At 71.7% G+C, this 21,363-nt stretch carries 14 protein-coding genes; 5 read left to right on the top strand and 9 right to left on the bottom strand.

Annotated features, from left to right (window positions below; genetic code table 11):
• Positions 1-195: 195 nt before the first annotated feature.
• Positions 196-3,210, top strand: coding sequence for a family 16 glycoside hydrolase (locus tag KK483_RS11680; protein ID WP_262005166.1), 3,015 nt, complete (start codon positions 196-198; stop codon positions 3,208-3,210).
• Between the two features lie 138 nt (positions 3,211-3,348).
• Here KK483_RS11680 and KK483_RS11685 read toward each other — a convergent pair whose 3' ends face one another.
• On the bottom strand, positions 3,349-4,590 hold the full coding sequence (locus tag KK483_RS11685) for an FAD-dependent oxidoreductase (RefSeq protein ID WP_262009442.1): 1,242 nt from the start codon (positions 4,588-4,590) through the stop codon (positions 3,349-3,351).
• A 158-nt stretch (positions 4,591-4,748) separates the two neighbouring features.
• Here KK483_RS11685 and KK483_RS11690 point away from each other — a divergent pair, with 158 nt between their 5' ends.
• A complete protein-coding gene (locus KK483_RS11690; protein WP_262009443.1) occupies positions 4,749-5,981 on the top strand; it encodes a cytochrome P450 in 1,233 nt (410 codons plus the stop codon).
• 104 nt (positions 5,982-6,085) lie between these two features.
• On the opposite strand, the gene gdhA is transcribed toward KK483_RS11690, so the two are convergent.
• Complete coding sequence (gene gdhA / locus KK483_RS11695; protein WP_262009444.1) at positions 6,086-7,426, bottom strand: NADP-specific glutamate dehydrogenase; 1,341 nt, start codon at positions 7,424-7,426, stop codon at positions 6,086-6,088.
• 432 nt (positions 7,427-7,858) lie between these two features.
• Between gdhA and KK483_RS11700 the strand changes: the two genes are divergently transcribed.
• Complete coding sequence (locus KK483_RS11700) at positions 7,859-8,368, top strand: hypothetical protein (RefSeq protein ID WP_399013905.1); 510 nt, start codon at positions 7,859-7,861, stop codon at positions 8,366-8,368.
• Positions 8,369-8,380: 12 nt separating this feature from the next.
• Here KK483_RS11700 and KK483_RS11705 read toward each other — a convergent pair whose 3' ends face one another.
• From KK483_RS11705 to KK483_RS11720, 4 genes are all read right to left on the bottom strand, one after another.
• Positions 8,381-8,845, bottom strand: coding sequence for a DUF1772 domain-containing protein (locus KK483_RS11705; RefSeq protein WP_262005167.1), 465 nt, complete (start codon positions 8,843-8,845; stop codon positions 8,381-8,383).
• Positions 8,846-8,918: 73 nt separating this feature from the next.
• Positions 8,919-10,460 (bottom strand): VWA domain-containing protein, encoded by a 1,542-nt coding sequence (locus KK483_RS11710; protein ID WP_262005168.1) that lies wholly within the window; start codon positions 10,458-10,460, stop codon positions 8,919-8,921.
• A gap of 125 nt (positions 10,461-10,585) precedes the next feature.
• The gene (locus KK483_RS11715) at positions 10,586-11,461 is read right to left on the bottom strand and encodes an ABC transporter permease (RefSeq protein WP_262005169.1); all 876 of its coding nucleotides are present in this window, start codon (positions 11,459-11,461) and stop codon (positions 10,586-10,588) included.
• Positions 11,458-14,187, bottom strand: a complete 2,730-nt coding sequence (locus KK483_RS11720) for an alpha/beta fold hydrolase (RefSeq protein ID WP_262005170.1) — start codon at positions 14,185-14,187, stop codon at positions 11,458-11,460. The genes KK483_RS11715 and KK483_RS11720 overlap by 4 nt, the downstream gene beginning before the upstream one ends.
• A gap of 387 nt (positions 14,188-14,574) precedes the next feature.
• Between KK483_RS11720 and KK483_RS11725 the strand changes: the two genes are divergently transcribed.
• Together KK483_RS11725 and KK483_RS11730 are read left to right on the top strand one after the other, a co-directional pair.
• Positions 14,575-15,777, top strand: coding sequence for a S8 family peptidase (locus tag KK483_RS11725; protein WP_262005171.1), 1,203 nt, complete (start codon positions 14,575-14,577; stop codon positions 15,775-15,777).
• A 156-nt stretch (positions 15,778-15,933) separates the two neighbouring features.
• Positions 15,934-16,875: a hypothetical protein gene (locus KK483_RS11730; RefSeq protein WP_262005172.1), complete on the top strand. Its 942-nt coding sequence runs from the start codon at positions 15,934-15,936 to the stop codon at positions 16,873-16,875.
• A gap of 205 nt (positions 16,876-17,080) precedes the next feature.
• On the opposite strand, the gene mmsA is transcribed toward KK483_RS11730, so the two are convergent.
• The 3 genes from mmsA to iolB are packed head-to-tail and all read right to left on the bottom strand — an operon-like array spanning position 17,081 to position 21,362.
• Positions 17,081-18,583: a CoA-acylating methylmalonate-semialdehyde dehydrogenase gene (gene mmsA, locus KK483_RS11735; protein WP_262005173.1), complete on the bottom strand. Its 1,503-nt coding sequence runs from the start codon at positions 18,581-18,583 to the stop codon at positions 17,081-17,083.
• Positions 18,584-18,606: 23 nt separating this feature from the next.
• Positions 18,607-20,553 carry a 3D-(3,5/4)-trihydroxycyclohexane-1,2-dione acylhydrolase (decyclizing) gene (gene iolD / locus KK483_RS11740; RefSeq protein WP_262005174.1) on the bottom strand — a complete coding sequence of 649 codons (1,947 nt, stop codon included), beginning with the start codon at positions 20,551-20,553 and terminating at the stop codon, positions 18,607-18,609.
• A complete protein-coding gene (gene iolB, locus KK483_RS11745) occupies positions 20,550-21,362 on the bottom strand; it encodes a 5-deoxy-glucuronate isomerase (RefSeq protein WP_262005175.1) in 813 nt (270 codons plus the stop codon). Before iolB ends, iolD begins: the two co-directional genes overlap by 4 nt.
• Between the last annotated feature and the right edge of the window lies 1 nt (position 21,363).

Below are 21,363 nucleotides of genomic sequence, written 5' to 3' on the forward strand. Positions count from 1 at the left end.
TTTGTACTCACTGATGACGAAGTATGGACACCGCCGGAAAAAGCCTCCTAGGGTGTGCGTCGCAAATCGTCGGAGCTTCTGATTCTGCAAGCGCTCCTCGACCTCCGGCTCGGTACGACCGATCGCCCCGCGTTGTGGCCCACGCACCACCACCGCTATGTGCTCCCTCCTGCGCCGGGAGCACCAGGAGGATGCATGAATCCACGCCCGTACCGCCGACTTCGCAGACGTCTGGTCGGCCTGGTCGTCACCTCTCTCCTCGCCGGCGGCTTCCTCTCCTCGCCACCGGCCGCCGCACAGCCCGGCCAGTCCGCTCGGTCGGCCGTCGAACTGCCGCCGCAGGAACCCGGCGTCACACTGCGCGTCTTCGACATACAGTTCCCGGCGAGTGAGATCTGCGACCTGAAACCCGGACAGACCCCGAACGTCGACAAGTTGATGCCGTCGGTCGACTGGAGCACGACGGACGACTTCGGCGGAGTCGGCGACAACTTCGTGTCGCAGGTGACCGGCAACGTCAACGTGCCCGAGGACGGCTCGTACACGTTCCGGCTGACCAGCGACGACGGCTCGCGGCTGCTCATCGACGACAAGCTGGTCATCGACCACGACGGCCTCCACGCCGCCGAGCCCAAGGACGGCGCGGTCGAACTGACGGCCGGTTACCACTCACTCCGCATCGATCACTTCGACCGTACGGGAGGCCAGCAGATCACGCTGGCGTGGATGCCGCCCGGCGCCTCCGGCTTCGCGCTCGTGCCGAACTCGGTACTGAGCACCGACGCCGATGTCGTACGGGTGACCGCTCCTGGCCGCAAGGAGTGCACGGGCGGGACCGACACGCCGGGTGACGGCATGCAGCTGACCGGCGTGCACCCGAACTACACCCTGACCGACCTCCGGCCCAGCGGTTTCGAGCCGCAGGTCACCGCGATGGACTGGCTGCCCGACGGGCGACTGGCCGTGACGACCTGGGGCGGCACCGACAACACGGCGGGCGAGGTCTACCTGCTGAGCAACGTCACCGGGAGCACCGGTCCCGACAAGGTGACCGCCGAGAAGGTGGCCGGCGGCCTGAAGGAGCCGATGGGCATCAAGGCCCTCGACGGCAAGCTGTACGTCTCCCAGAAGCACGAGCTGACGGAACTGAGCGATGTCGACGGGGACGACGTCGTCGACGCGCAGAAGACGATCGCGACCTGGCCCTTCGGCGGCAACTTCCACGAGTTCGCCTTCGGGCTGCTCTACCGGGACGGGTACTTCTACCTGAACCTGTCGGTCGCCATCGATTACGGCGGCGCGACCACGGATCCGCAGCCCGCGCCGAACCGCGGCACCTCGATCAAGGTGAACAGGAAGACCGGCAAGGTCTCGTACATCGCGGGCGGCCTGCGCACGCCCAACGGCATCGGCTGGGGTCCCGAGGGGGACCTCTTCGTGACCGACAACCAGGGCGGCTGGCTGCCCGCGTCCAAACTGGTGCACATCAAGCAGGACCGGTTCTTCAACCACTACACCAACCCGTCCGGGCCGTACGACGCGAAACCGGTGACCCAGCCGGTGCTGTGGCTGCCCCAGAACGAGATCGCGAACTCGCCCAGCACCCCGCTGTATCTGACCAAGGGGCCGTTCGCCGGGCAGATGCTGTTCGGTGACGTGACATACGGCGGTCTCCAGCGCGCGTACCTGGAGAAGGTCGACGGCGAGTACCAGGGCGCGGTCTTCCGCCACACCCAGGGACTCGAATCCGGCATCACCCGGATCAGCCAGGGCCCCGACGGCGCCATCTACAACGGTGGCCTGGGCGCGGGCGGCAACTGGGGCCAGGAGGGCAAGCTCACCTACGGCCTGCAGAAGCTGACCCCGAACGGCGGCAACGCCTTCGACATCCGCAGGATGCGCGTCAGGCCGAACGGCTTCGAGCTGGAGTACACCCAGCCCCTCTCCGACGAGACCGCGGCCGAGCTGGTCGAGCGCTACAAGGTCGAGCAGTGGCGCTACGTCCCGACGCCGGCCTACGGCGGCCCGAAGGTGGACGAGGAGACGCTCGCCGTCCGGGGCGCCGCCCTGTCCGCCGACCGCAAGAAGGTCACGCTCGACATCGTGGGCCTCAAGCCCGGCCGGGTGGTGCACATCCGCTCGCCGCGCCCCTTCAGCTCGGCCTCGGGTGAGGCGCTGTGGAGCACGGAAGCCTGGTACACACTGAACTCCCTGCCCGGAAGGCAGCCGCAGCCCGCGCTCTACGAGGCGGAGGAGGCGACGCTCACCGGCGGCGCCGCGCGCGCCACCGACCACGTGGGCTATTCGAGCAGTGCCTTCGTCGCCGGGTACGGGACCAAGGGCGCCGCCACCGCCTTCACGGTGAACGTCGGCCGGTCGGGCACGTACGACGTGGGCCTGCGCTACTCCAACGGGCCGAACCCGTTCACCGGCACCAAGTCCGTGAGCGTCTACGTCAACGGCGCCAAGGTCGGACGGACGAGCCTGCTCAGCACCGGCAACTGGGACACCTGGTCGACCAGGACCGAGGCGCTCCCGCTGCGCAGAGGCACCAACACCATCACCTACCAGCACGACGCCGACGACACCGGACACGTCAACCTCGACCTGATCAGCGTGCACCCACGCGGCAGCCGCGTCACGCTCTTCGACGGGGCGGACCGGTCGAACTGGCAGCACACCGACGGTCACACCGTGCAGTGGCCGCTGACCGGCGGCGGGATGGAGGTCTGCTGCGGCGACATCCGCACCAAGGACGCCTACGGCGACTTCAGGCTCCATGTCGAGTTCTGGCTGCCGGAGCTGCCACCGGACGTGACGGGCCAGAACCGCGCGAACAGCGGTGTGTACCTCCAGGAACGCTATGAGATCCAGGTGCTGGACTCGTACGGCGACACGACCCCCGCCGACGACGAGGCCGCGGCGATCTACAAGCAGAAGGCCGCGGACGCCAACGCCGCGCGGCCGCCGGGGACCTGGCAGACGTACGACATCACCTTCCGGGCGGCGCGCTTCGACAGCAACGGCACCAAGGTCGAGGACGCCCGCGTCACGGTGGTGTGGAACGGCACGAAGGTCCACGACGACGTGGCGCTCACCGGGCCGACCGGGGCGGGCGCACCCGAAGGGCCGACGGCCGGGGCGATCCGGCTCCAGGACCACGGGAACAAGGTGCGGTACCGGAACATCTGGATCGAGCCCCTGGCGTAGGTACGGGTACGGGTACGGGTACGAGGGCGGCGGCGGCCGGTCCGGGGGCTCCCGGTCACCGGTCGCCGCTCCGCGTCACCGGCCGCCGCCCTCGTCACCGCCCGTCACGGGATCGCCCCGCGCCGCGCTCGCGGCGGCTCAGCGCACCGACGCCGCCGGCGGGCGTTCGCGCAGCGCTCCGTAGGCCATGAAGTACGCCGGCACCCGGTTCAGCCAGCGCGAGCCGGCGGCGAGCTCGCTCAGGCGCTGGGCACGCCTGGCGTTGCCGAACGGCGGGCGGCCCGACAGGACCGGTCCGATGACATGGGTGTGGGCGAAGCGCTGGGCGGCCTGGGTCGCGGCCGTGGTCGGCCAGCGGCGGCGCTGGACCCGGCGTACGGCCCCGGGGAGGCCGGCCGCGCCGTCGGCGAGGCTCAGCGGCCCGACGAGATGGCGGGCGGCGGCGACGGCGTCCTGGACGGCGAGATTGATGCCGATGCCGAAGACCGGGGACATGGCGTGGGCCGCGTCGCCGATGCACAGCAGCCCCGGCCGGTGCCAGCGCCGGAGCCGGTCGAGCCGTACGTCCAGCAGCTTCACCTCGTCCCACGACCCGATCGCGTGCACCCGGTCGGAGACCCAGGGGACGGCGGCCGCGAAATCGGCCATGAACCGTTCGAGACCGGCCGCGCGGCGGCGGGCGTCGCTGCCCTTCGGGATGAGCGCGGCGCACTGCCAGTAGTCTCCGCGGTCGATCATGGCGGTGAGGAACCGGTCGCCGACGCCGCCCACCAGGCCGTGCGGATCGGCGTCGTGCCGCGGCAGCCGGAACCACCAGGCGTCCATCGGGCAGCTGAACCTCCGCAGGCCCAGACCGGGCATCGACCGGGCCAGCGAGCCCCGCCCGTCGCACGCGACCGTGAGGGTGGCGCGCAGCTCACCGGTGCGGCCGTCGGAGGTGCGGTACGACACCCCGGTGACCCGTCCGCGTTCCACGAGGAAGGAGGTCGCCTCGGTGTTCATGCGCAGCGAGAAGGCGGGTTCCCGCCGGGCTTCGTCGACGAGGAGGTTGAGCAGGTCCCACTGCGGCACCATCGCGATGTAGTTGTACCGGCTCCGCAGTGCGCCGATGTTTCCGACGGTGACCAGTGCCCGGTCGGGTCCGAGCGGCAGCTGGACCGTCGTGACCCTTCGCTGCGGCAGTGCGGCGAACCGCTCCCACAGGCCCAGCTCGTCCAGGAGCGCGAGGGTGGTCGGATGCACGGTGTCGCCGCGGAAGTCGCGCAGGAAGTCGCCGTGCTTCTCCAGGACGGTGACCTCGACCCCGGCCCTGGCCAGCAGCAGGGCGAGGACCATTCCGGCGGGGCCGCCGCCCACCACGCAGCACGTGGTCCGCTCCACCGCGGCGCCCGCCTCCCCGGCGTCCTTCGCGCCCCTGGTGTCCTTCCTGTCCATGGCTCCCCATCCCTTCGCTGAATCGCGGGATCGGCCACTGGGATATATACCCTCAAGTAACAGCAAACTGCCGCACAGGTCGCTATGTGCCCCCGGGAGGCATGATGAGCCAGCAGCCGGTCCCTCTCCCCTACACCGACCCGGCCTTCGTGGCGGATCCCTTCCCGCTCTACCGACAGCTGCGCGAGGACGGCCCGGTCCGGCGCGCGGTCATCGCGGGCGGCCTCGACGCCTGGCTCGTCACCCGCTACGAGGACGGGCTCGCGGCGCTGTCCGACCCGAGGCTCAGCAGCGACGTGCGCGACGCCGCGGACCCCCGCGTCATGCAGCAGCTGCCGGAGACCGAGCGCGAGTCGATGCTGAGCAACATGCTGCGCTCCGACCCGCCCGACCACACCAGGCTGCGCAAGCTGGTCTCGAAGGCGTTCACCGCGCGCAGGGTCGCCGAGCTGCGGCCCCGTATCCAGGAGATCACCGATCGGCTGCTCGACGCGGTCGTGCCCGTCGGCCGGGCCGAGCTGGTCGCGGACTTCGCCCTGCCCCTCCCGGTCACCGTGATCAGTGAGCTGCTCGGGGTGCCCTTCGACGACCGGTACGACTTCCAGCGGTGGACCGACGACATGCTCCTGCGCAGGGCGGAGATGCCGGACCCGGCCGTCGTCAACGAGGCGTGGCAGCACATGCGCGCCTATCTGACCAAGCTCCTGGAGAACAAGCGGGCCCGACCCGGCGACGATCTCCTCAGCGCGCTGATCACCGCCCGCGACGAGGAGCAGCGGCTGAACGAGGACGAGCTGATCGCCATGACGTTCCTGCTGCTGGTGGCCGGGTACATCACCACGGTCAACCTAATCGGCGGCGGCATCGCCGCGCTGCTCGCCAACCCCCGCCAGCTGGAGCTGCTGCGCAGCGACCCCGAGTTGCTGCCGGGCGCTGTCGAGGAGTTCCTGCGCTTCGACGGCCCGGTCAGCCCGGGCATCGCCCGGTTCGCGCGCGAGGAGGTCGAGATCGCGGGCGTGACCGTCCCGCGCGGCGCGACCGTGCTGATCGCCTCCGCGATCGCCGACCGTGATCCGGAGCGGTTCACCGACCCCGACCGGCTGGACATCACACGGCAGGACAACGCGCATCTCGCGTTCGGGCACGGGATCCACTACTGCCTGGGGGCACCGCTGGCCCGGCTGGAGGGCCAGATCGCCATCGGGGCCGTGCTGCGACGCCTGCCCGGCCTGGCGCTGGCCGTGCCGCCGGGGGAGCTGCGGTGGCGGCCCGGCGGCCTGCGCGGTCCGGTGCGGCTGCCCGTCACGTTCAGCCCCGGCGCCGCCCTTCCGAGCTGACGCGCGCCGGAGCCGACGCCCGTCCGAGCCGACGCCCCGCCGGAGCCGACGGCCGGCGTCCCCTGCCCGCACCGATACCTCAGGGCCGCGGTCAGACCTCGGCGTCAGACCACCCCCTGTGCGAGCATCGCGTCGGCCACCCGCTCGAAGCCGGCGATATTGGCCCCCATGACGTAGTCGCCCGGGGCGCCGTACCGCTCCGCGGTCTCGTACGCCGTGTCGTGGATGCCGCGCATGACGGCGGCCAGCTGCTCCTCCACCTCGGCGAACTCCCAGCGGACCCGGCCCGCGTTCTGCTGCATCTCGAGCGCGCTGGTCGCGACGCCGCCGGCGTTGGCGGCCTTGCCCGGCCCGAACGAGACCCCGGCGGCGCGCAGAATCCGTACGGCCTCGGGCGTGGTGGGCATGTTCGCCCCCTCGGACACGGCCTTGACGCCGTTGCGGACCAGGGTCCGCGCGGCGTCGCCGTCCAGTTCGTTCTGGGTCGCCGAGGGGAGGGCCACATCGGCGGGCACATCCCAGACACTGCCGTCGCGGACGTACCGCGCCGAGGCGCCCCGCCGCTCGGCGTAGTCGCCGACCCGGCCGCGCTCGATCTCCTTGACCTGCTTGAGGAGTTCGAGGTCGATGCCCTTCTCGTCCACTACGTATCCGGAGGAGTCGGACACGGTCACCACATGGGCGCCCAGCGCCTGGGCCTTCTCGATGGAGTGGACGGCCACGTTCCCCGAGCCCGAGACGACGACCTGCCGGCCCTCCAGGCCCTCACCCCGCCGCTTGAGCATTTCGGCGGCGAACAGGACGTTGCCGTATCCGGTCGCCTCGGTCCTGCCCGGGGATCCGCCCCAGCCGACGCCCTTGCCCGTCAGGACGCCCGCCTCCCAGCGGTTGGTGATGCGCCGGTACTGTCCGAAGAGGTAGCCGATCTCGCGGCCGCCCACCCCGATGTCCCCGGCGGGGACATCCGTGTGCTCCCCGAGGTGCCGGTGCAGCTCCGTCATGAACGACTGGCAGAACCGCATCACTTCGGCGTCCGAGCGCCCCCGCGGGTCGAAGTCGCTGCCGCCCTTGCCGCCGCCGATACCGAGACCGGTGAGGGCGTTCTTGAAGATCTGCTCGAAGCCGAGAAACTTCACGATCCCGAGATCGACCGACGGATGGAAGCGCAGCCCGCCCTTGTACGGTCCCAGCACGCTGTTGAACTCGACCCGGAAGCCCCGGTTGACCCGGGTGGCTCCGGAGTCGTCCTGCCAGGGGACGCGGAAGATGATCTGGCGCTCGGGTTCGACGATCCTTTCGAGCACACGGGCTTCGAGGAGTTCGGGGCGTGCGGCCAGCACCGGTCCCAGCGATTCCAGGACCTCGCCGAGCGCCTGGTGGAACTCGGGTTCGCCGGGATTGCGCCGCAGCGCTTCCGTGTACAGGGGTTCGAGCACGGACGGCATGCTGTGGGCGGATGACTGACCGGAGAGCGACGGCATGGGTCTCGTTCCTTTTCAGATGCTGGTCGAAGCCGGGGGCTTCGTGACGGACGGCCGGGCACGGGATGTGCCACCCACGGAGTACGCGGGAGCGGCGCGGATCCTTCAGGTTGCGAACGCGGCCGTCCGCGGCGGGGTTACCGGTCCGGAGGCGTGAAGGGCAGGCCACACGGCGGGCCGGGCCTCGACTACGCGAGGGGAGGCGGCGCGAGGGAGTGGCACGGGGCGGCACAAGGGAGGCGCCCCGAGGGAGATGGGACGGAGGGGGAGGCGGCCCGGGGGAAAGGATCCCGTCACGGATCGCCACAGTGTCACCGCCCGCCACAGCGGGTAGTAGCATCCCTGGCTCCGATGGCACGCCGAGGATCGCGTGGGGATCGACCCAGGAGGAACCGCATGGCACCCCCTTCCGATTCGGCCCCCGGCATGTCCGACTCGGCCCGCGGCGTGCTCGCGCGGCTCGCCGAGCTGAGCCAGGATCTCTCCGACGAGCAGGGCGGCGCGCTCTGGCGCCTCGCACAGCGCAGTCGCCAACTCGACGCCAACGTCGTCCGCCTGCCGCCCGACGTCCGTATCGCCGAGCACATCGAGCCGGATCTGGACGTTCTGCTCTACGCCATCGACGGCGGCGGACTGCTCCACGTCGACGGCGTGGAGCAGGACGTCACCGCCGGCTCCGTCGTGTGGCTGCCGCGCGGCAGCCGCCGGGCCCTGCGCGCGGGCCCCGACGGTCTCGTCCAACTCAGCGTCCACCGGCGGCGGCCCGGGCTGGCCATCCGGACCACCGGCGGTGAGCCCGCCTGTCTGCTCGACCGGGTCTGCCCGGAATGCGGCCGCCTCGCGACGGAGCCGGACGCCCGCTTCTGCGCCCGCTGCGGCGAGAGCCTCCCGGACGGCGGCGTCTGAGCCGCCGCGCCGTCACACCACCGCGGCCCAGACGAGCAGCGCGAACGAGGCCAGGATCAGGACGGTACGAACGGCGTGGAGCCGGTTCCACCGCCCTTCGAAGGCCGCGCGGACCTCTGTGTCGGGCGAACTCACGGACGACGCCAGCGCGTTGTTCAGGGGTATGTTCCCGGCGATGGTGACCAGATGGTTGAGCACCGCGCACACGAGCCCGGCAAGGACCAGCCATATCTGCCTGTCCGAACGGTCCTCGCCAGGAACGGCGAGCGCCGCCGCCGGAAACGCGACGACGGCCAGGAAGACCACCAGGAACACGGCCCGCGGCACCGTTTCGTTGATGCGCCGCATGGCCGGGACGAACTGGTCGTCGGAGAGCCGTGCCAGCGCGGGCATGATCCCGGTCTGGAAGATCAGCATGAAGCCGGCATACAGCCCGGTGGAGACAACGGCGAGAGCGAGCAACAGGTGTGCGGCCATGCGTTCATGATGGCCCGAGACAGGGCCCGTGCGCAGCAGGTGCACCGGGCCCTGTGGACAACTCGGCGGATCCTCAGCGGAGCATCCCCTCCGCCTGGCCGATCGACTTCGCCAGCTGGCCGACGGACGCGTCCTCCGTGCGCCGTGCCAGTGCGCCGGTCCGCTCACCGAGTTCGCCCAGTCCGGGTGCGCCCGGGGTCTCGGCCCCGCGCAGCGCCTGCGCGAAGTACGCGGCGGCGGCGCTGACCTGGAGCCCGGGCGCGGTCCCGGCGGACCAGAGGTCGCGGTCGAGAGCGGCCGCCTCGACCACGGCGGACGCCTCGTGCGGGGCGCGGCTGCGCGGGTCGAGCCAGCGCACCGTCGCCGTCGCCACATGCCCGCTCGCCCCCTCGCGCAGTCGCACGGCGTAGAGCGCGGTCACGGTGTGGCCGGGGCCGACCTCGCCGCCGTCCACCCGGTCGTCGCGGAAGTCCTCGTCGGCGACGGCCCTGTTCTCGTACCCGATGAGCCGGAACTCCTCGACGTTCTGCGGGTCGAAGGCGACCTGTGCCTTCGCGTCGCGGGCGCGCAGCTCCACATGGGCGGGGAGCTGGTCGACGAACACCTTGCGGGCCTGCGTCGAGGTCGAGACGTACGTGGTGTGACCGTCGCCGCGGTTGGTGAGACGTTCCATCAGCTGGTCGCCGTACTCGCTGCCGACCCCGACGCCGAAGAGGGTGATGCCGTACTCGCGGCGGGAGCTCGCGATCCGCTCCAGGATGGCGTCGGCGTCGGTCTCGCCGGTGTTGGCGAGGGCGTCCGACAGGAGCACGACCCGGTTGTTGGCGCCGGGCCTGTGGCCCTCGACGGCGACGTCGTAACCGGTCCGCACGCCCGCCGCCACGTTGGTGGAGTCGGTCGGTTCCAGTGAGTCGACGATGTCGTGGATGCGGTTGCGGTTGCCGTCGAGCCGGGTCATCGGCAGCCGGGTCTCGGCCTCGCCGCTGAAGGTGACGAGGGCGAGGGAGTCGTCGTCGCGCAGTTCGTTGGTGAGGATGCCGAGGGACTCCTTGACGAGGTCGAGGCGGCCCGGCTCGTCCATGGACCCCGAGATGTCGATGACGAACGTCAGCGCGGCCGGGGGCCGTTCCGCGCTCTTCGTGGACGCACGGGTCGCCAGGCCCACGCGCATCAGCGACCAGTCCTCGCCTCCCCGCCCGCCCGGGCGGGCACCGTCCACGGTCACCGTGAAGCCGTCGCCCTCCGGCCGCGGATAGTCCTGGCGGAAGCTGTTGACGAACTCCTCCGGCCGTACGGAGTCCGGCTCCGGCAGCCTTCCCTCGGCGAGGGCGCGCCTCGCGTACCCGTACGAGGCCGTGTCCACGTCCAGCGCGAAGGTGGACAGATGGTCGGCGGGCGGCGCATCGCGCTGTGCGTCGCCGTCCTGCTCCCCCTCACGCACGCTCCCGCTGCCGCCGTCGGGCGCGCCACCGCCGTCGGGCGGCATCGGCGCCTGCTGCCTGCCGTCGCCGCTCGATGCGCGGTCGGCCGACCCGCCCCCCGCGCAGCCGGTCAGCAGCACCGCACCGGCCAGCAGCGCGACGAGCGCTCCCCGTGTCCTTGCCGAGACATTCATCTTCCGCCCCCTGGATCCGCTGGATCGTCAGCACTTGTGAATGTGACGTCCGAGACGGCCCGAGGGAGCAGTCGAAGGGGTTGCGGATGGATCTCAATGCGACAACGGCGGCCGGGGCAACCTCCTTACGACACGATGTCCTTGCGGGCGAAGCCCCGGAAGGCGAGGGCGAAGAGGATCAGCGCGTAGGTCACCGACACCGCCGCACCCTTCAGCATCCCGCCCCACTCCAGTTGCGGCTGGAGTGCGTCCGCCCAAGCGAACTGCCAGTGCGCGGGCAGGTACTCGCGCCAGGAGCCGAGCGCCGTCACCGCGTCCAGGACGTTCCCGACGATGGTCAGCCCCACCGCGCCGCCGACCGCGCCCAGCGGTGCGTCGGTCCTGGTCGACAGCCAGAACGCCAACCCGGCGGTGACGAGCTGGGAGACGAAGATGAACGCGACGACCAGCCCGAGCCGCGGCAGGGTGTCCGCGGCCGCCAGGGCCCCTCCGGCGGGCAGCTCCAGCGGCCCCCAGCCGTAGGCCACCGTGCCCGCCGCGAGGGCGACCAGCGGCAGCAGCAGCATCGCCGCCGCACTGAAGCCGAGCGCCACGGCCAGCTTCGACCACAGCAACCGGGCCCGGGGGACCGGTGCGGCCAGCAGGTAGCGCAGCGACGACCAGCTCGCCTCGGACGCCACGGTGTCCCCGCAGAACAGCGCCACCGGCACCACCAGTAGGAACCCGGCCGACACGAACAGGCAGGTGGCGGCGAAGTTCGCGCCGGACGCGGTCGCCGTGTCCATCAGGTTGATGCGGTTGCCGCCGCCTCCCCCGCCGCCTCCGTCGTTCCCGCCCGGTGTGCCGCCGATGGCGAAGGCCACGATCAGCACGAACGGCAGTGCGGCCAGGATCGCGCCCATCACGAGCGTCCGCCGCCGCTTGAGCTGGCGGACGGCCTCCACGCGCAGCGGCAGGGTGTGCCCCGCCCGGTAGCCGTGGGCCACAGTCACCGTACTCATGAGGATGCTCCTCCGATCTCTCCTCCGATGAGGGTGAGGAACGCGTCCTCCAGGCGACGGTGCGGGCCCACGCCGGTCACCGGCACGTCCAGCCGCACGAGTTCGGCGACGAGCGCGGACGCGGTGGCGCCGTCCAGCCGGACGAGCAGAGCGCCGCCGTCGCCGGTGCGGACGGCGGAGCCGATGCCGGGCAGGGCCCCGACCTTCTCCGCCAGCTGCTCCGGCACCTCGCCCGCGGTCGTCACCAGCAGCACCTCGCCGGCGCCGGTGATCTCCGCGACCGGGCCCGCCTGCACGAGCCGCCCGCGGTCCATGACGACGAGGTCGGTGCAGGACTGCTCGACCTCCGAGAGGAGGTGGCTGGAGACGATGACGGTCCGGCCACCGGCCGCGTACCGGATCATCACGTCCCGCATCTCGCGGATCTGCGGCGGGTCGAGTCCGTTGGTCGGCTCGTCGAGGATGAGCAGGTCCGGCAGTCCGAGCATGGCCTGCGCGATGGCGAGGCGCTGGCGCATGCCCTGCGAGTACGTGCGGACCGCGCGCGCGAGGGCGTCGCCGAGGCCGGCGATCTCCAGGGCCTCTTCGATCTGGGAGTCCTCGGCGGGGCGGCCGGTGGCCCGCCAGTACAGTTCGAGGTTCTCGCGCCCCGAGAGATGCGGAAGGAAGCCCGCGCCCTCGACGAACGCGCCGACCCTGGAGAGGACGGGCGCGCCCGGCCTGACGGCGTGTCCGAAGACCCGGATCTCGCCGTCGTCGGGCGTGATCAGGCCCATCAGCATGCGCAGGGTCGTGGTCTTGCCCGCACCGTTCGGTCCGAGGAGCCCGAGCACCTGGCCCTTCTCGACGCGGAAGGACAGGTCCTGCACGGCGTACCGGTCGCCGGACTTCGCGTACCGCTTGGTCAGCCCGGTGATCTGGAGGGGTACGTCGGCCAGTTCCGGGTCGGGCGCGGGGGCGATGGTGCGCCGGCGGGCGGTGAGCAGCAGCGCGGCGGCGATCACGGCCCCGGCCGCGGGCAGGCCCCACACCCACCAGGGGAGGGCGGCCGCCTGGGTGGTGACGGCGGGCGCGGTCGGGACCGTCAGCTGTCCGGCGAGGCCGACGGTGTAGGAGGCGGGGGCGGCCGGGGAGGCGTAGCCGAGGTCGGTGGCGGCGAGGACGAGGCTGAGCCGGTGGCCTGCCTCGATCTCGTGGTCCACGGCGGGCAGGGTCAGTTCGACGGTCTTGGCGGTCTCGGCGCCCTCGATCCGCACGGGGGCGACGAGCTGGGCGGGCAGGACCTGTCCGCGGCCGTCGGGCCCGACGTCGTACACCTTGCCGAAGAGGACCGCTTCGCCGCTGTCGGAGGCCACGGTGACGCGGACGGTGGGCGAGCCGGTGATCCGCATCGGCCCGTCCAGCGGCCGGGAGTCGAAGCGGGCGTACTGGCCGGGGAAGTCGAGGGAGAGGCCGAGCCCGAGCGAGGAGAGCTGGGAGAGCCCGCCGCCGACGCCGGGCACGGCGGAGATCCCCGGCGGGTTCGCACCGGCCGGGTTGCGGAAGGACTGGGTCCGGCCGGTGAGTTCGACCGTACGGGCGCCGGCGCGCAGCCCGGGGTAGGCGGCCGCGGTCGCGCCGCGCAGGGTGGCCCGGCCGTCGGTGGAGTCGACCCCTCCGGCCCTGCTGACCCGGAAGGCGGGGCCGGTACCGGCCGCCTCGTCCCCGTTCAGATAGCGGTCGAACCAGGCGGAGACCCGGCCCTGGATCCGCTCGGCCTCGGGGTCCCCGCCGTCGTGGCCGCCCGCGATCCAGTCCACGGCGACGGGCGCGCCGTTGCCCTTGATCGCCTCGGCCATCGCGTCGGCGTGCGAGAGCGGGAACAGCGAGTCGGACTGCCCCTGCACGATGAGCGCGGGCACCTTGATGCGGTCGGCGACGGCGGACGGGCTGCGCGCCTCCAGCAGTGCGCGGGCCTCGGCGTCGGGCCTGCCGCTGGTGGCGACGCGCTCGTACATGGCGCAGAGGGTGGGCTGGAACCGTCCGCACGCGGATGCTTCGGGCCCGGCGGCGGCGTTCCGGCCCGGTGCCCCGGTCATGGGTCCTGCGGTGCTCGCCGAACCGGTCGTGAAGAAGATCCCGGCCCAGAGCTTCTTGAAGACCCCGTCGGGGAAGAGCGCGTCCGCGAGGTTCCAGTACGTGATCTCGGGGGCGATCGCGTCGACCCGGCTGTCGTGGCCCGCCGCGAGCAGGGAGATCGCGCCGCCGTACGACGCGCCGCTCACGCCCACGCGCGGATCGCCGTCCGCGTCAAGCCGTACCTCCGGACGCCCGGCCAGCCAGTCGATCAGCCGACTGACGTCCTTGACCTCGTGGGCGGGGTCGTTGAGGCCGATCTGCCCGGTCGACGCACCGAAGCCGCGTGCGGACCAGGTCAGGACCGCGTACCCGTCGCGCGCGAGCGCTTCCGCCTGGGTGCGGACCGACTCCTTGCTGCCGCCGAAGCCATGGGCGAGCAGCACGGCCGGCCGGCGCCCGGTGCCACCGCCGGAGATGAAGTACGAGGTGTCGATCCGCGCCCCGGGCATCGTCAGCGCCCGGTCCTCGCGGTGCACCGCGGGCACGTCGTCCGAAGCGGCGGCCGTCCAGGTGCCGGCGCCGGCGAGCACGGCGAGCGCGGCGAGGCCCGCGAGCCATCGCCCGCGGCGCCGGGACACGGCGGCCCGCCCGGGAAGTCGGATCTTCATGCTTGAAACCTTAAGCGAGTGGTCGCTCCCGCCGCGGCTGCCACCGGTCGGAACTCACCGACCTCCTGGGGTATTACGCGGCGCCGCCCGCGTACACCAGCCGCGGTACGCGGGGCGTGCGGCGCGGGTGGCGAGGCGCGCGCCGCGGGTGGCGAGGCGTGCGCCGCGGGTGGCCGGCCCTGTGCGCCGCAGGTGGCGGGCCGTGTGCGGGGCCACTGTCCGCGATGTCCGCCAAATTCCGCATCCCGTCCGGGCCTTGATCTGAAACCAGCGGTAACACCCCCTTGTGCCGCCCGATCAGCGCACGAGACGCTGTCCCGCACATCCGCACCGCCAGGCGGATGTTTTTGTCGTGTTCCGATCACAGAGAGAGGTCAGGTGCACGAGATGAGATTCACTGCCCGCCGCTCCATACGTCTGGGCGCGCTGCTCCCCGCAGTCGCCCTCGCGGCCGGTCTCCAGTTCGCCGTCACCCCCACCGCGCAGAGCGCGTCACTCGGCGATCTCCGTCTCGCCCCCACTGCAACCGCTATAGAGAACAGCTGGATCGTCGTCCTCAAGGACGGCAGTACCCGTGCCACCGATCTCGCCGCAGACCAAGGCGTGACTCCCAAGCACACCTTCCGCTCGGTCCTCAAGGGCTTCTCCGCGTCGATGTCCCGGGCGAAGGCCCAGCGGCTCGCCGCGGATCCGCGCGTCGCGTACGTCGAGCAGAACAGCGTCGTCCGGGTCAATGACACCCAGGCGAACGCGACCTGGGGCCTCGACCGCGTCGACCAGCGCGATCTGCCGCTGTCGACGACGTACACGTACGACACCGCCGCGTCGAACGTGAACGCGTACATCATCGACACCGGCATCCGCACCTCGCACAGCGAGTTCGGCGGCCGCGCGAGGGTCGGCTTCGACGCCGTCGACGACGGCCAGAACGGGCAGGACTGCCAGGGCCACGGCACCCATGTCGCGGGCACGGTCGGCGGCGAGACGTACGGCGTCGCCAAGGGCGTCAACCTGATCGCCGTACGCGTCCTGGGCTGCGACGGCTCCGGTACGACGGTCGGCGTCATCGCCGGCGTCGACTGGGTCACGGCCAACGCCGCCAAGCCCGCCGTCGCCAACATGAGCCTCGGCGGCAGCGCCAGTACCACCCTGGACAACGCGGTGAAGCGGTCCATCGCGGCGGGCGTCAGCTACTCGGTCGCGGCGGGCAACGGGCTCCCCATCATCGGCCTCCCCGCCAACGCCTGCAACTACTCGCCGGCCCGCGTCCCCGAGGCGATCACGGTCGGCGCGACGGACAACACGGACCGGCGCGCGTCGTTCTCCAACTACGGCAGCTGCCTCGACCTCTTCGCCCCGGGCGTGGACATCACGTCGGCGTGGATGGGCAGCGACAGCGCGACGAACACCATCTCCGGTACGTCGATGGCCACCCCCCACACCGCGGGCGTCGCCGCGCTCTACCTGGCGGACCATCCCTCGGCCACCCCGGCCCAGGTGCGCGACGCCCTGGTGAACAACGCGACGAACGGCAAGGTCACGAACCCGCTCTCGGGCTCCCCGAACAAGCTGCTGCACTCGCTGTTCTGACCCCGTCGGACACCCGGACACCCGGATGCCCGGTTGCCCGAGGAGCCCCTACCCCACCGGGTAGGGGCTCCTCGGGCATCAGCCTGCTCGTGTCGCCCTCCATCGGTCAGGCGACCGTCCATTAGGCTCGCTTCGCCCATAAAAGCCCCGATCGCCATGAAGGGCAGGACGACGGGTATCAATCGAGAACGCCTCGTCAGAACACTGACGTTCTGGCTGCGGCCCGCCTTCGCGTTGCGGGTGGTCAACCGGTTCCAGAAGATCGTGGGTTTCGACCGTTCGATGGCCCTCGCGTCCAGCGCCCTGACGGCATTGGTCCCGCTCTCCATCCTTCTTGCCGCCGTCTTCGCGCAGTACGACGCCGCAGAGCGGATCATCAGGCGCTACCACCTCACCGGAGCAGGCGCCACGGCAGTCAGTTCGCTGTTCTCACCCGCCGAAGGGACCAGTGTCAGCTTCGGCATCTTCGGGGTCGTGTTCCTGACGATCTCGGTGCTGAGTTTCGCGCGAGCCGCGCAGCGACTCTTCGAACAGACATGGGAACTCAAGCCCCTCAGCGTGCGCAACACGCGCAACGGCATGTGGTGGATCCTCACGCTCGCCGGCTACGCGGCGGTCACCGCATTGCTCTCCGCCCTCCTCGGCGGTTACGCGCTGGGCCTGGTCGCCCTGGCGTGCGAGGTGCCGGTGACCGCCGCATTCCTCGTCTGGAGCGGCTGGATCCTGTCGGCGAAGCGCATCAGCCGGCCGGACCTGCTCCCCTTCGGCGTCACCGGCGCCGTTCTGACGGCGGCCTATTCAGTGGGCGCAACCATCTGGATGCCGCGGCTCTTCGACTCCTCCGCAGCACGCTACGGGGTGGTCGGTGCCGTCTTCGCGATGATCTCCGCGCTCTTCGCAGCCATGTTCGTCCTGGTGGCATCGGCGGCGCTGGGACGAGAAGTCCGGGACGAACTCAGCCGGATCCGTGTGGGCCGCCGCCCCTCCGACCGCGAGGTCCGCCGACAGTGGGACAAGGTGGTCGAGCAGACCCGGTCACAGTGGCGCACGGCACGGGAACAGATCTCTCACCGTCAGACCAAGGGCTCGAACCACTGACGGGCCCCGGCCGGAGCCTTCGACGGCGGTCCGGGCCGTCCGGCCACGACCGCGTCGCGGTCCCGCAGCCGCCGTTGGTCATGTCGCGCTTGTAGCGGGCGAGACCTTCCCCGGGGGGCGGGAGCGGACGCTGCGAGCACGAGCGCGCGGCCCGTACGGAGCCTTCTCCGTACGGGCCGCGTGCTTCGGCCGAGGGCGGTCGGCGTCAGTGGTTGCGGGGGAAGCCGAGGTCGACGCCGGCGGGGGCCTCGGAGGGGTCGGGCCAGCGGGTGGTGACGACCTTGCCCCGGGTGTAGAACTGCACGCCGTCGTTGCCGTAGATGTGCAGGTCGCCGAAGAGCGAGTCCTTCCAGCCGCCGAAGGAGTGGTAGCCCACCGGCACCGGGATCGGCACGTTCACACCGACCATGCCGGCCTGGATCTCCATCTGGAAGCGGCGGGCGGCGCCGCCGTCGCGGGTGAAGATCGCGGTGCCGTTGCCGAACGGCGAGGCGTTGATGAGCGCGACGCCCTCCTCGTAGGTCTCGGCGCGCAGCACGCACAGCACGGGGCCGAAGATCTCGTCCCGGTAGGCGTCGGAGTCGGTGGAGACGTTGTCGAGCAGGGACAGGCCGATCCAGTGGCCGTCCTCGAAGCCGTCCACCGTGTAGCCCGTGCCGTCGAGGACGACGTCGGCGCCCTGGTCCGCCGCGCCGTGGACGTAGGAGGCGACCTTGTCGCGGTGGACCTTGGTGATGAGCGGGCCCATCTCGGAGGCCGGGTCGTTGCCGGGGCCGATCTTGATCTTCTCGGCGCGCTCGCGGATCTTGTCCACGAGCTGGTCGCCGATCGCGCCGACGGCGACGACCGCCGAGATCGCCATGCAGCGCTCGCCGGCCGAGCCGTACGCCGCGGAGACCGCGGCGTCCGCGGCCGCGTCCAGGTCCGCGTCCGGCAGCACCAGCATGTGGTTCTTGGCGCCGCCGAGCGCCTGGACGCGCTTGCCGTTGGCGGAGGCGGTGGTGTGGATGTGCCGGGCGATCGGCGTCGAGCCGACGAAGGAGATCGCGGCGACGTCCGGGTGCTCCAGAAGACGGTCGACCGCGACCCTGTCGCCCTGGAGGACGTTGAAGACGCCGTCCGGCAGGCCCGCCTCGGCGAGCAGCTCGGCGAGCTTCAGCGACGCCGACGGGTCCTTCTCGCTCGGCTTGAGGATGAAGGTGTTTCCGCAGGCGATGGCGAGCGGGAACATCCACATCGGCACCATCGCCGGGAAGTTGAACGGCGTGATGCCCGCGACGACGCCGACCGGCTGGCGGATGGCGGCCACGTCCACCCGGTTCGACACCTGGGTGGACAGCTCGCCCTTCAGCTGGGTGGTGATACCGCAGGCCAGGTCCACGATCTCCAGACCGCGGGCCACCTCGCCGAGCGCGTCCGAGTGGACCTTGCCGTGCTCGGCGGTGATCAGCTCGGCGATCGCGTCGCGGTTGGCGTCCAGCAGCGCGCGGAAGCGGAAGAGGATCGTGGTGCGCTGGGCGAGGGACGCCGTGCCCCAGGTCTCGTACGCGGCCTTCGCGGCGGCGACCGCCGCGTCGACCTCGTCGACGGAGGCGAGCGCGACCTGCGTGGTCACGGCCCCGGTCGCCGGGTCGGTGACCGGTCCCCAGTTGCCGGACGCGCCCTCGACGGTCTTGCCACCGATCCAGTGGTTGACGGTCTTCGTCATGACGGAAAGCTCCTTCGGGTCCCTCAGAGATGGCGGCGTCGGGCTGCGACTTGCCGGTCGTACTCCCCCCGTGCCTTGACCGCCGACGGGCGGGTCGCGGTCTCGGCCACAGGAACATCCCACCACGCCTGTGCCGGGGGCGCGCCCGACACAGTGTCTGCCGTTTCGGTCTCGGTGTAGACACATGTGGGGCCGTCCGCGGTGCGCGCCTCGGCGAGGGCTTCACGCAGGTCACGCACGGTCCTGGCGCGGATCACGTGCATTCCGAGGGACGCGGCGTTGGCCGCGAGGTCGACCGGCAGCGGGGGTCCCGTGTACGTGCCGCCGGCCTCCCGGTAGCGGTAGGCCGTGCCGAACCGCTCGCCGCCGACCGACTCAGACAGACCGCCGATCGACGCGTACCCGTGGTTCTGGAGGACGACCACCTTGATCGGGATGTTCTCCTGTACCGCCGTGACGATTTCGGTGGGATTCATCAGGTACGTACCGTCACCGACCAGTGCCCATACGGGACGGCCGGGCGCGGCCATCGCGACGCCGATCGCCGCCGGGATCTCGTATCCCATGCAGGAGTACCCGTACTCGACGTGGTACTGGTCGTGGGAGCGGGCCCGCCACAGCTTGTGGAGATCGCCGGGGAGGGAGCCCGCCGCGTTGATCACGATGTCGTCGTCGCCGACCACCGCGTCGAGTGCGCCGACGACCTGCGGCTGGGTGGGGCGTCCGTCCTCGTCGGACGCCCTGAACGCCGCCTCGACCCGACGCTCCCAGCTCTCCTTGCCTCGCGTGTACTCCACCTCGTAGCCATGGTCCACGTGGTGGCCGCGAAGGGCCGCGGTGAGGGCTTCGAGGCCGGACCGGGCGTCGGCCACCAGGGGGAGCGCGGCGAGCTTGTGGGCGTCGAAGGCGGTGATGTTGAGGTTGAGGAAGCGGACGTCGGGGCGGGTGAAGAGGGTGCCGGACGCGGTGGTGAAGTCGGTGTAGCGGGTGCCGACGCCGATGACCAGATCGGCGGCCCGGGCGAGTTCGTCCGCGGCCGCGGTGCCGGTGTGGCCGATGCCCCCGACGTCCGCGGGATGGTCGTGGCGCAGGGCGCCCTTGCCCGCCTGGGTCGAGGCGACGGGGACACCGGTCGCGTCGGCGAAGGACTTCAGGGCGGCCTCCGCAGCGCTGTGGTGCACGCCGCCGCCCGCGACGACCAGTGGCCGCCGTGCCGACCGCACCGCCCGCACCGCCGCGGCCAGCTCGTCCGGGTCGGGCTGCGGCCTGCGTACGTGCCAGACGCGCTCGGCGAAGAACTCCTCCGGCCAGTCGTACGCCTCCGCCTGCACGTCCTGCGGGAGCGCGAGCGTGACCGCGCCGGTGTCGGCGGGGTCGGTGAGCACCCGCATGGCGGCGAGGACGGCCGGGACGAGGGCTTCGGGGCGGGTGATCCGGTCGAAGTACCTCGACACCGGGCGCAGGCAGTCGTTGACGGAGACGTCCCCCGCGTAGGGGACTTCGAGCTGCTGGAGGACGGGGTCGGCGGGGCGGCCCGCGAAGGTGTCGCCCGGCAGGAGGAGGACGGGGAGCCGGTTGATGGTCGCGAGGGCGGCGCCGGTGACGAGGTTGGTGGCGCCGGGGCCGATGGAGGTGGTGACGGCGTGGGTGGAGAGACGCCCGGACTGGCGGGCGTGGCCGACGGCCGCGTGGACCATCGCCTGTTCGTTGCGCCCTTGGTAGTACGGCATGTCGGGGCCGCTCTCCAGCAGCGCCTGGCCGATCCCGGCGACGTTTCCGTGGCCGAAGATGCCCCAGGTCGCGCCGATCAGCCGCTGCCGCCGGCCGTCGCGCTCGGTGTACTGGCGGGCGAGGAAGGCGATGAGGGCCTGTGCGGTGGTGAGGCGGCGGGCGCCGCGGCGCAAGTCCGGCGTCGTGCCCGGTCCTGTGCCGGGCGCCGTGCCCGGCGTCGTGCCCGGTCCGGTGCTCATCGGTAGCCCTCCGTGTGGTCGGGGTGGAAGCAGATGCGCCATTCCCGCTCGGGGCCCGGGCCCGCCATGACGTTCAGGTAGTACATGTCGTGGCCGGGCGCGGCGATGGACGGGCCGTGCCAGCCGTCCGGGACGAGGACGGCGTCTCCGCTGCGGACCTCGGCGAGCAGGTCGGTACCGCCGGGGCGGGACGGCGAGACCCGCTGGTAGCCGAAGCCGTGGTCGCCGTCGATCTCGAAGTAGTAGATCTCCTCCAGCCTGGCCTCCTCGCCGGGCCGGTGCTCGTCGTGCTTGTGCGGCGGGTACGACGACCAGTTGCCGCCGGGCGTGAGCACCTCGACGGCGATCAGGCGGTCGCAGTCGAAGGTGCCCGCGGCGGCGAAGTTGTGCACCCGGCGGGCGCAGCTGCCCGTGCCGCGATGCTCGACCGGGACCTCCGGCGCGGGACCGTAGCGAGCGGGGAGTCGTCGCTCGCACTTCGCTCCTGCCAGGGCGAAGCGGCCTCCTGCGCCGGAGGCGATCTGCGCGTGGGCGTCGCGCGGCACGTACGCGAAGTCGGTGACTCCGGCGAACACGCTTTCCCTGCCCCGCAGTTCGATGACCTCGCCGTCGCTCTGCACCGTACAGCCGCCGCTGAGCGGAAGCACGATCCACTCACTGTCCCCGGCGCCCAGCAGATGGGAGCCGCCCGGGCGCAGCTCCAGGATCCGGAGCGCGGAGTAGCCCCAGCCGGCCGTCTTGGGGTCGATGTCGAGCGTGTACGGCCCGTCGGAGGCCGTGCCCGCCCGTAGATGCCTGTGGTCGTCCATG

Source organism: Streptomyces sp. FIT100, from assembly GCF_024584805.1.
GTDB lineage: Bacteria > Actinomycetota > Actinomycetes > Streptomycetales > Streptomycetaceae > Streptomyces.